At 41.1% G+C, this 9,092-nt stretch carries 3 protein-coding genes; all 3 read right to left on the bottom strand.

Annotation, left to right across the window (positions count from 1 at the left end; translation table 11 throughout):
- Positions 1 to 245: 245 nt before the first annotated feature.
- Positions 246 to 377, bottom strand: coding sequence for a hypothetical protein (locus tag HMPREF3108_RS10880; RefSeq protein WP_008809422.1), 132 nt, complete (start codon positions 375 to 377; stop codon positions 246 to 248).
- Positions 378 to 665: 288 nt separating this feature from the next.
- The gene (gene bgaA, locus HMPREF3108_RS01635; RefSeq protein ID WP_070493012.1) at positions 666 to 7,718 is read right to left on the bottom strand and encodes an LPXTG-anchored adhesin/beta-galactosidase BgaA; all 7,053 of its coding nucleotides are present in this window, start codon (positions 7,716 to 7,718) and stop codon (positions 666 to 668) included.
- 272 nt (positions 7,719 to 7,990) lie between these two features.
- A partial coding sequence (locus tag HMPREF3108_RS01630; protein ID WP_141738442.1) for a prealbumin-like fold domain-containing protein occupies positions 7,991 to 9,092 on the bottom strand: 1,102 nt, incomplete at its 5' end.

Raw genomic sequence — 9,092 nt, 5'->3', positions numbered from 1 at the left:
TCAATTTCTTTTTGACTTGGCCGAATGGAATATTTATCTTTCTTATGACTTATTTTAAATAATTTCATTCTAAACACTTCTTTCTTTTTGATAATCTTATTCTACCGAATTTGCACTCGGCTTTCCATAACCTAACCTTACAATCTTACTTCTAATCTTACATTTTTGTCATCTTTGATTTTTAATCGTATAAAGAGAAAGTTTTGATAAACTTTCTCTTTATAGAAGCTGGAACTTAATATTCCTTAATGACTATACTGCAACCAGAAGTAATATTGACTAGAGGCACAGCCTAAGCGAGTCTTCTCGATTTCTTCTTTAGAAATCTTTTGTGCTTTTAGAGGACGTTTGTCTTGGTTAAAAAGTTTAGTTTTCATAGTGGGCCTCCTTTATAACATTTGCTTTTATCAAGAGAAACTTTCTTTCCCTTTCCTTTACACTTATAAGGATACAGCTTTTTTAAACTCGCTTCCATAACTTAACCTTTCATTTGGGCTTTTAAAGCTTACAATTTTGTCATCTTTCAACACAAGGAGTCAATGTGAACCTTATCTTGCTAGACTCAGCTTACTAGAAGTGCTGTAGTTACATAAAAAAGATCAGGGATAATTCCCTGATCTCTTCGTCTAGTTCAACGGATTGTCCTCTTACCTAATCATTAAATCTCAGTCTTCTTTTCTACGTTTCCTTGCAGCAAGACCAGCGCCTAAGCCCAAGAGAGCTAAGCCCGTGGTTATCGTAGCTTGATCTGACTGACTTCCTGTATTCGGTAAGTAACCTTTTTCGATTGATTTGACTTTTTCTTCTTGAAGCTGCACTTCTTCAGATTTAGCTTCTGTATGCTCTTCTTTCACAGCTTTGGTGACTTGAACTTTTTCTTCTAGAATCTGATCTTTGTCTTGCCCAGAAGTTTGTGAATGAGCTTTATAAGTATCTTGTGACTTTGTTTTCTCTTCTGAAAGGGCAGTTCCCACTTCTAGAATCTGATCTTGTGCTTCTAATTTATTGTAGCTTTCTTTAAGAGTGCGCTTGCCATTTTCAAGTTCGACTAAGTTCACACGAATACCTTTACGGCCTTCTTGGATGATACGCGTTTGACCAGCTGGAAGCATATGATTCTTTCGCTCTTGCACTTGGAAATCAACCTCTTCTTCCTCTATCAGAAGCTCTGGTCTATAGAGAACCAAATCTTTGATATCATCTTCTGGAAGAGCTGTTCCTTTCTTAATGCCGACAAGCAGGACGCGATTGATGGGATCTTGAACCACTTCTCGTAGTTTTTCTACTCGCTGACCATCTGGAGAAACTTCAGTAAAGATTCTTTCCTTACCATTTTGACCCTCTTCTTCTACACGGCTTTCCCCTAGATAGAGATTGGCATCTTCTTTTTCAATCGTCTGATAAGGAAGTGCTTTTTCTTCGACTTCTAAACTTGGAAGTTCTTCTTGAACTGCAGCTGCTACCTTACCAGCTGTAGTTTTTTCTTCCGTCAGTTGAATACGGTATTCCTTAACCTGCTTACCACTCTCAGACAGAAGTTGAACCAAGACTGGCAAACGGTTATCTCCACTATCTACAACAGTCGAAGCCACTTGGTCATTTTCTTCTACTGTCACTTTAGGACGTTGACCACTATAGGACACTTGATATTCTAAGCGCTCCGCAGAGAAGTCTGGAAGTTCTTTGCCATTAAGCAAGATTTTTGATTTTGTACTTTCTTTAGGCAACTCACTTGGTGCCAAGAAAGTCATCTCAATCAAGGCAACTCCATTCTTATCTGCTTTTCTATCCATTCTCCATCTCATAGCTTTGGATTTCACAGCATTAAAGGTTGCTGTCAGTTCTGTACCAGCCTGGATATCTTGATTCATATTGTAAGGAACGGACTCCCAGTTATCAGGATTGTTAAACAAGTGGTTGGATTCATAAGCTCGATAGTTTGAATAATAGGTTGGAACATCAAAGTCCGGACCAACATAGCGTTCTAAGACTAGTTTAGACGGAGCATCTGTACCGCTATCAGCAAAGAAGTGCAGTTTGGCTTGATTAACTGTCCGTTCGACAATCTTACCGTTTTCTTTGAAGATAACACCTGCTGAAACATCTGGATTAGCTGATGGTGTCGCTGACCAATTTGTCCAACGTCGGCTCTCATCAAGGTCCCCGTCGTTGATATAATCCACTCGATCATGAGAATCTGGATCAGCATCATTTGTTTCAGATGCAAAAGCCTGATTGCTATTTTCATCATAGTAAGGATTCTCTGATACAGATTCGCCTAACTTATCGGTCACTCGGACTCTTAGCTCGACAGCTAGGTTACTTCCAACCAGACGACCATGAACAGTAAACTGACCAGCTTTTGATAAGTTTTCAGCTGGAACTGGTTCCCATTCGACAGCCAAATCTTTCACTTCATAGTCTTTTTCCCCTGTAAAGTAAACAGGGACCTTGCTTGGTAACTCTAGATTTTGACCTAGTTGGAGCAGGCGAGCTTGTTTTACTGTCGCTATTGGTTTACGTGCCAATAGATCTTTGTCCTTGGTAAAGTGGATGCGATACTCACCGAGAATATCTCCATTTTCAGCCTTGACGATGACACGAACAGGATCTCCCTCGCGGACACTTGGTACAACAGTCGCCAGACCATTATTGCTAACACTTGCAGTTACTTCATCCGCCTTTCCATCCTTAGCTTCTAAATAGTAGTCCGTCAAGTTCGGATTAAAGTTTGGCAAATCTTGGCCCGCCACCTGTATCCTAGTCTGTGCTTGCTTAGCTGGAGCAACTTGTTTCGAGAAGATTTGAACTTCTGTGATAGAGGTTCCAAGTTTGTCATCTGCTCTTACCATACGAATACGAACAGCATAGGTATCTACCTTATCAAAGTTAAAGTGATTCATTTCACCTGCTTTTAGCTGATCTGGAGCTTTCAGATTGGTCACAGGTTTCCAATTGCTATCATCATTAAAGACATGCTCTTCGCTTTCTACAAAGCTAGGATTTTTTGGAGCTGTTGGCGTAGCTTGCCCAACATAATATTCAATCACATAAGACTTAGGTGCCCCAACCCCGTGATCTTCATGGAAGGCTACATTTAGATTGTCTACTGACCGTTTAGTCAAGATACCAGAATCTCCAAAGAGAACCCCTACCGAATCTTCTTCACGACGGTTCCAGTTAGTCCAACGGTTGGCTGGCTGATCCGTATAAGAGATCACTTTATCATTAACATTAGATACTAAATCGCTAGGGTTAGAATCTGAAGCAAAAGCAAGTGGCAATTCTGAACCTGTCCATTGGTCAGAGATGTTAGCACCATTTTCTGTTTGAGAAGATACTCGTACATGAAGCTTGGTTGGTAAAGCACTTCCTTCCACCTTTCCTGACACAGTAAAGACACCTTCTTTTTGATATTGACTAGGTGCAATAGGCTCCCAAGTAACTTTTGCTGACGAAACCTGACCATTTGAGTGGTAAGTTCGTACACTCTCTGGCAAGTGTGGAGCTTCTGCAATCGGTGTCGTAACACTGACTTCTTCGACTGCAATGATCCCTTCAACAGAAACTTTAGCAATGGCTTTTTGATCAATACCTTCGACCTTTCCTACTACTTCAAAAGTATGGTAGCGATCAAGTTCCTCCTTAGCCATTGCTTGCCAAGTAACTTTATGAACTTTAGGGAATCCTTTGTCGTACTCAACAGTAACAGTGGTTGGAAGATTTGGTTCTTGATGCAAATCAGTTACCACACTAACAGGACGAACGGATTGAACCGTTTTATTTTCTGTATTAGCCTGAATCGTCAAGTTTACTTGACCTTCAGCGCCCTCGTATTCAGCTTTGAGTGTGACAATTCCAGGCTTGTGTAATTCAAGCATTCCTTTACGAACAGCAAGTTCTCCCTCTCCTGTTGTAGAGAAGGCAACCTTATCAGCCTGTAAGACTGCCTGAGTACCGTCTTGATAATGGGCCAAAACAGTTAATTGAACAGTCTGATCCTCTTTTAGATGATTCGCTTGCTCAACTTGTAAGCTCAAACGTTCAATTTTAGGAGCTTCTTCTAAGAACTGAACGGCATAGGTCTGTAGGGCACCGCCATCCTTAGGTTGAACATAAATGCTGGCCCGTAACCCATTTGCAACACTAGCTTGAACAACTGTGATATCTGCATTTTCAGCAGTAGCTGCTACCAAAGGAAGTTGAGATCCATAGGCCAGGCTATGGTAATGAACCGGTTTCTGATTGGTTAGACCTGTTACAGAATCACCGTCAAGAGTTACAACTGGATTCACAGGTGCTTCTGCTTCACTATCTGTCACCAGTAAGGTTGCTGAAACCTTTGTACCTGCAAGTTGCCCAGTCATTTGAATGCGGGAACCTGGAACAGAAAGTTTGTCCTTATCTTCTGGCGCAATTTCCCATTTATCCACATCATAATGTTCAAGACTCCCATCAGTTAAGGCAAGAGCAACTGACTTATCTACAGCACTCAAATCTGTCCCTGGTGCCACTCGTTTGATAACTGGTAACTCTCTTTCAACGGCTAGAACTTCAACACGCGCTTCTACCTGACGGCCATCTGACTCTCCTTTGACAGTTACAATGCCTGAATGACTAACATCTGCTTGTGACCAAGTCACAGGCTGTTCAGTCCGACTTCCGTCACTGTAAACAAAAGGAACTGTCGCTGGCAAGTTTGGAGCTTGTCCCAAAACTGTACGAACTTTTGGCACTTCCGTCCCTAACACTGTCTTTTCTTTCTGATCATTCTTTCCAGTGAAAATAGTCACCTGGTCCGATTTTAATAAATCAGAATGAGCCGTTAAGGTGAATTTCCCTGCTTGGTCTGTTGATTTAACAATGGCAACCCCTTTACCATTAAAGGCTTTGCGAATCCAAGAGCCGTCTGCTTGTTCCTTGTAACGTTCACGGCTAGCCTGTTCTCCATTATCTACTCCGACTAGCTGACCTTGTCCATGCAATTGGAAACGAACAAGGTTATTAGCAGTTGGTACGACATTGCCATCACGATCTACAATTTCATAGTAGATATAGGTCAAGTCTTTTCCATCTGCTGCAATAGCGTGCTCTTCCTTAACCAAGCGCACTCCTGCAGGTTGACCTGCTGTTACAATCTTGTCTCGGGCAATTTCTTTACCTTGATCATCACGAGCTACTGCTTCCAGAGTCCCTGGCTGATATGCCACTTTCCACTCAAGGTAAAGTTCTTGAGGATTGGCCCCTTCTTGGTAACTACGGCCATCACTTGTCTCTTTTTTATTAAATTTCTTGAGTCCCAAAGATTGGTTGTTCAAGAATAATTCAACACTAGCAGCATTGGAGTATGCACGAACTGGTATTTTATTTTCAGCATCTGCAACATTGTCTGCTAATTCCTGATCTTGCCAATTCCAGTGAGGAAGCAGGTGAACCATTGGTTTTTTCTTAACAGAAACCCACTGACTTTGGTAAAGGTAATAGTCATTTTTAGGAATACCAGCTGTATCCACTATTCCGAAATAAGAACTCTTTACAGGAGTGCTGTTTTGGTTGTGCCAAGGAGTTGGTTCACCGATATAGTCTGTTCCTGTCCAGATAAATTGTCCTGCGTAACCAGCATTATCTCGGTCAAAAGTCCAAGAAGCTGTTGCCGTTTTACCCCAGCCAACTCGGTCATTTCCATAGTCCGATTGTTCATAGTTTCGCCAAGACTGATTGCTTCCAACCCATTCTTGCTCTGGATGGAAATAGCTACCACGTGTACGAGTCGCAGAAGACGTTTCAGAACCATAAATCAACCAATTTGGATGTTTGGCACGCAAGGCTTTGTAATTATCTTCTGAATAGTTAAAACCAACTGCATCTAGCTCATCAGCAATTTTTTCGTGGCCACCACTACCATCACCAAAGCGGAATTTGTCTGTCCCCATCGTGACATAGCGAGTTTTATCAACTGACTTAATGACCTTGACCAGGCGTTTAACAGTCGCTAAAGAATGAGCATCTCCATTAGCCTCACCGATTTCATTTCCGATAGACCACATGACGATGGCCGGGTTATTTTTACCTCTTTCTACCATTGTCCGTAAGTCATAATCAGACCATTTTTCTCCCTTTTGAGCCTCTGGGTGAGTGGCATCTTTTTCAAAGAAACGACCGTAATCGTAAGGCTTCTTACCTCCATACCAAGTATCAAAAGCCTCTTCTTGGACTAGCAATCCTAACTCTGCCGCAATCTGCAAAGTCTGTTCACTAGCAGGATTATGGGTCGTACGAATTGAATTAACCCCCATTTCCTTCATTTGCTTGAGACGACGATACTCAGCCTTATAGTTTTCTTCTGCTCCTAGGGCTCCGTGATCATGGTGTAAGGAAACCCCGTGAAATTTGATTCTCTGACCATTCAAAGAGAAACCTTCATTAGGAGTCCAGTTATAATAGCGATAACCAAACAAGTCTTTCTTAGCGTCAACAAGCTGACCATCACGATAAATCCGTGTTACTAGCTCATACAAGGCAGGCTTATCATTCAGCACAGTCCACAGTTCTGGTCTTTCAACTTGTAGACTTGTCTGAATTGTACTAGTCTCATGAGCTTTCAGTTTTTGACTGGCAGTACGAATCACTTCTGTTACAGCTTCTCCGCCTCGTCTCACAATTTGGTATTCAGCTGTGATTTCATGATCTTTATCATCTGTATTAACAATCTTACTGCTGACAAGAGTGTCTACCTTTCCATCTTTTTGACTTTCCAACTGAGGAGTCAAGATAGTTGTTCCGTTCTTTTGAACATGAACCTTATCTCTGATAAGAAGAGAAACGTCACGGTAGATTCCACTTCCTGAATACCAACGACTGCTTGGCTGCTTGTTAATCACATGAACAGCAATGATATTCTCCCGCCCATCTTTATGAAGAAAGTTTGTAATATCGTATGAAAATTGATTGTAACCATTTGGATAATGACCGACCAGCTGGCCATTCACATAGACTTGCGAATCCATATAGACCCCATCAAAGGTCAGACGAACATTTTTATCTAAATCCTTTTCATCTAATTTAAGGGGCTTGCGATACCAAGCGTCTCCACCATTAAGCTGCCCACCTTCATTTTGTGCAGGAGAGTCTTGATCAAAGTCAAAGTGGATACTCCAGTCATGAGGTAAGTCTAATTTTTTCCATGAAGTCACATCAGCTTCTTCTTTTACTGCTTCCTTAGCATTAGCGTTTAATTTAAAGTGCCAGTTCTGATTAAAATTGACCTTTCTATCCTCAATCATTTGACTCACTTCCTCCTCAGTAGCAGATTTCACCTTATCCTTTTCTGATCCTTCTTGGGCAGAGGACTCGCTTATTTCTTTCGCTTCATTTTTTACTGATTCAGAAAACTCTTTTTCTATCTTAGGACTAGGTGAATTCTCTTCTGTTTTCTCTGGGAAAGTTTCCTGTGTTGAAAGAGCTGGACTAGCATCTGCAGCCTCAGACAATTCACTAGTGGCAACTACTTTATCAGAGTTCTCTTCCTCAATCATTCCTTCTTCTTTGACGCTTTCAGCACTAGCGTTAACGGCCACTTCTTCCGCATAAACAGGATTTCCTGCAGAAAGACTAGCTCCAAACAAAACTGCACAAGTTCCAATAAGCACTGAGCATGCACCAACAGTAAATTTCCGGATGCTATAGACTCTTTTACGATTCCAATATCCTTTTTCCATAAGGTCCTCCACTAAGTAACCGCTTCCAATTTTATAGAAGCAAGCTATTCCTATAGTTTTCTTCACCTTATTTTATAAAACAAGTTGGATAATCTCAATACGAATGAAGCCGTTTTCATATTTATGAGTGATTTTTCTAAAATTAGGAGAATCATAGAATCTTACTAAGCTATCGGTCATCTCTATCCGATCAGTTCTGTCGCTTATTTCTGATAAAAAGTACAAAACATAAAAAAACAAGCGTCAATTTTCATTGACACTTGTTTCTTGTTTTAGTTTTTAAAACGAGTCCCGTAATAAACTCCCCATCCAACAATCATAGTTAAACCAAGGGCAAGAAGTGTAAAGCTAAGCTCTGTACCTGTTAATGGTAAAGTTTTCTTAGTCTCATCTTTTTCTTGTGGTTTTTCTGAATCTTTAGGATTTGTCTTACCAGGATCTTTAGGATTTTTCTTATCCGGATCCTTTGGTTTTCCATTGCCTGGATCTTTAGGATCTTTATTACCTGGTTTATCAGGTTTATTTGGTTTATTTGGTTTGTTTGGTTTGTTCGGTTGATTTGGGACACTTGGAATTGTTGGAATACTTTGGTCTGTTACTACTAACTTCCCATCCTTGTACTCTACTGTGTTTCCATTAGCGTTCAAAATTGTTATCGTTCCGTCGAAGTTCACTTGGAAAGTGATGTCTTTAACAGCTAGGTAACCAGCTGGGGCTGTCGCTTCATGGAAAGTATATACTCCAGGAGCTAATTCTAAATCATGTGATTTGTTTACTTCTGAAGTCCATTCTGCTACAGGATTACCAGTTGCCTCGTTGCCTCGGAAAATTTGAATTTGTGCACTACCAATTTCAGTACCGTATTGGTTGATCTTACTGAAAGTTACCTTACGTGGAAGATCATCGTCTTTATCGGTTACAGTTACTTTGGAACCATCGGTTACAACCTTGTTGTCTTCACCTTTAGAGTCCTTCTCACCAACGTTTGTCACTTCCACTGTGCCGTCATGTTTGACTTGGAAAGTGATGTCGGTCACTTTGAGGTAACCAGTTGGGGCTGCTTCCTCATGGAAGGTGTAAGTACCTGGTGCCAAGTTGAGGTCTTTAGACTTACCAGCTTCTGAAGTCCAGTTTTCTACAGCTTGACCTTCGGCTTTCTCGCCCTTGTAGATCTTGATTTGAGCACCTGCGATTTCTTCTCCACCAAGGCTGACCTTACTGAAGGTAATCTTACGTGGAAGGTCATCGTCTTTATCGGTTACAGTTACTTTGGAACCATCGGTTACAACCTTGTTGTCTTCACCTTTAGAGTCCTTCTCACCAACGTTTGTCACTTCCACTGTGCCGTCGTGTTTGACTTGGAATGTGATGTCA

It is taken from the genome of Streptococcus sp. HMSC10A01 (assembly GCF_001807785.1).
Taxonomy (GTDB): Bacteria; Bacillota; Bacilli; order Lactobacillales; family Streptococcaceae; genus Streptococcus; species Streptococcus gordonii.
This window is presented reverse-complemented; position numbering and strand designations above follow the sequence as displayed.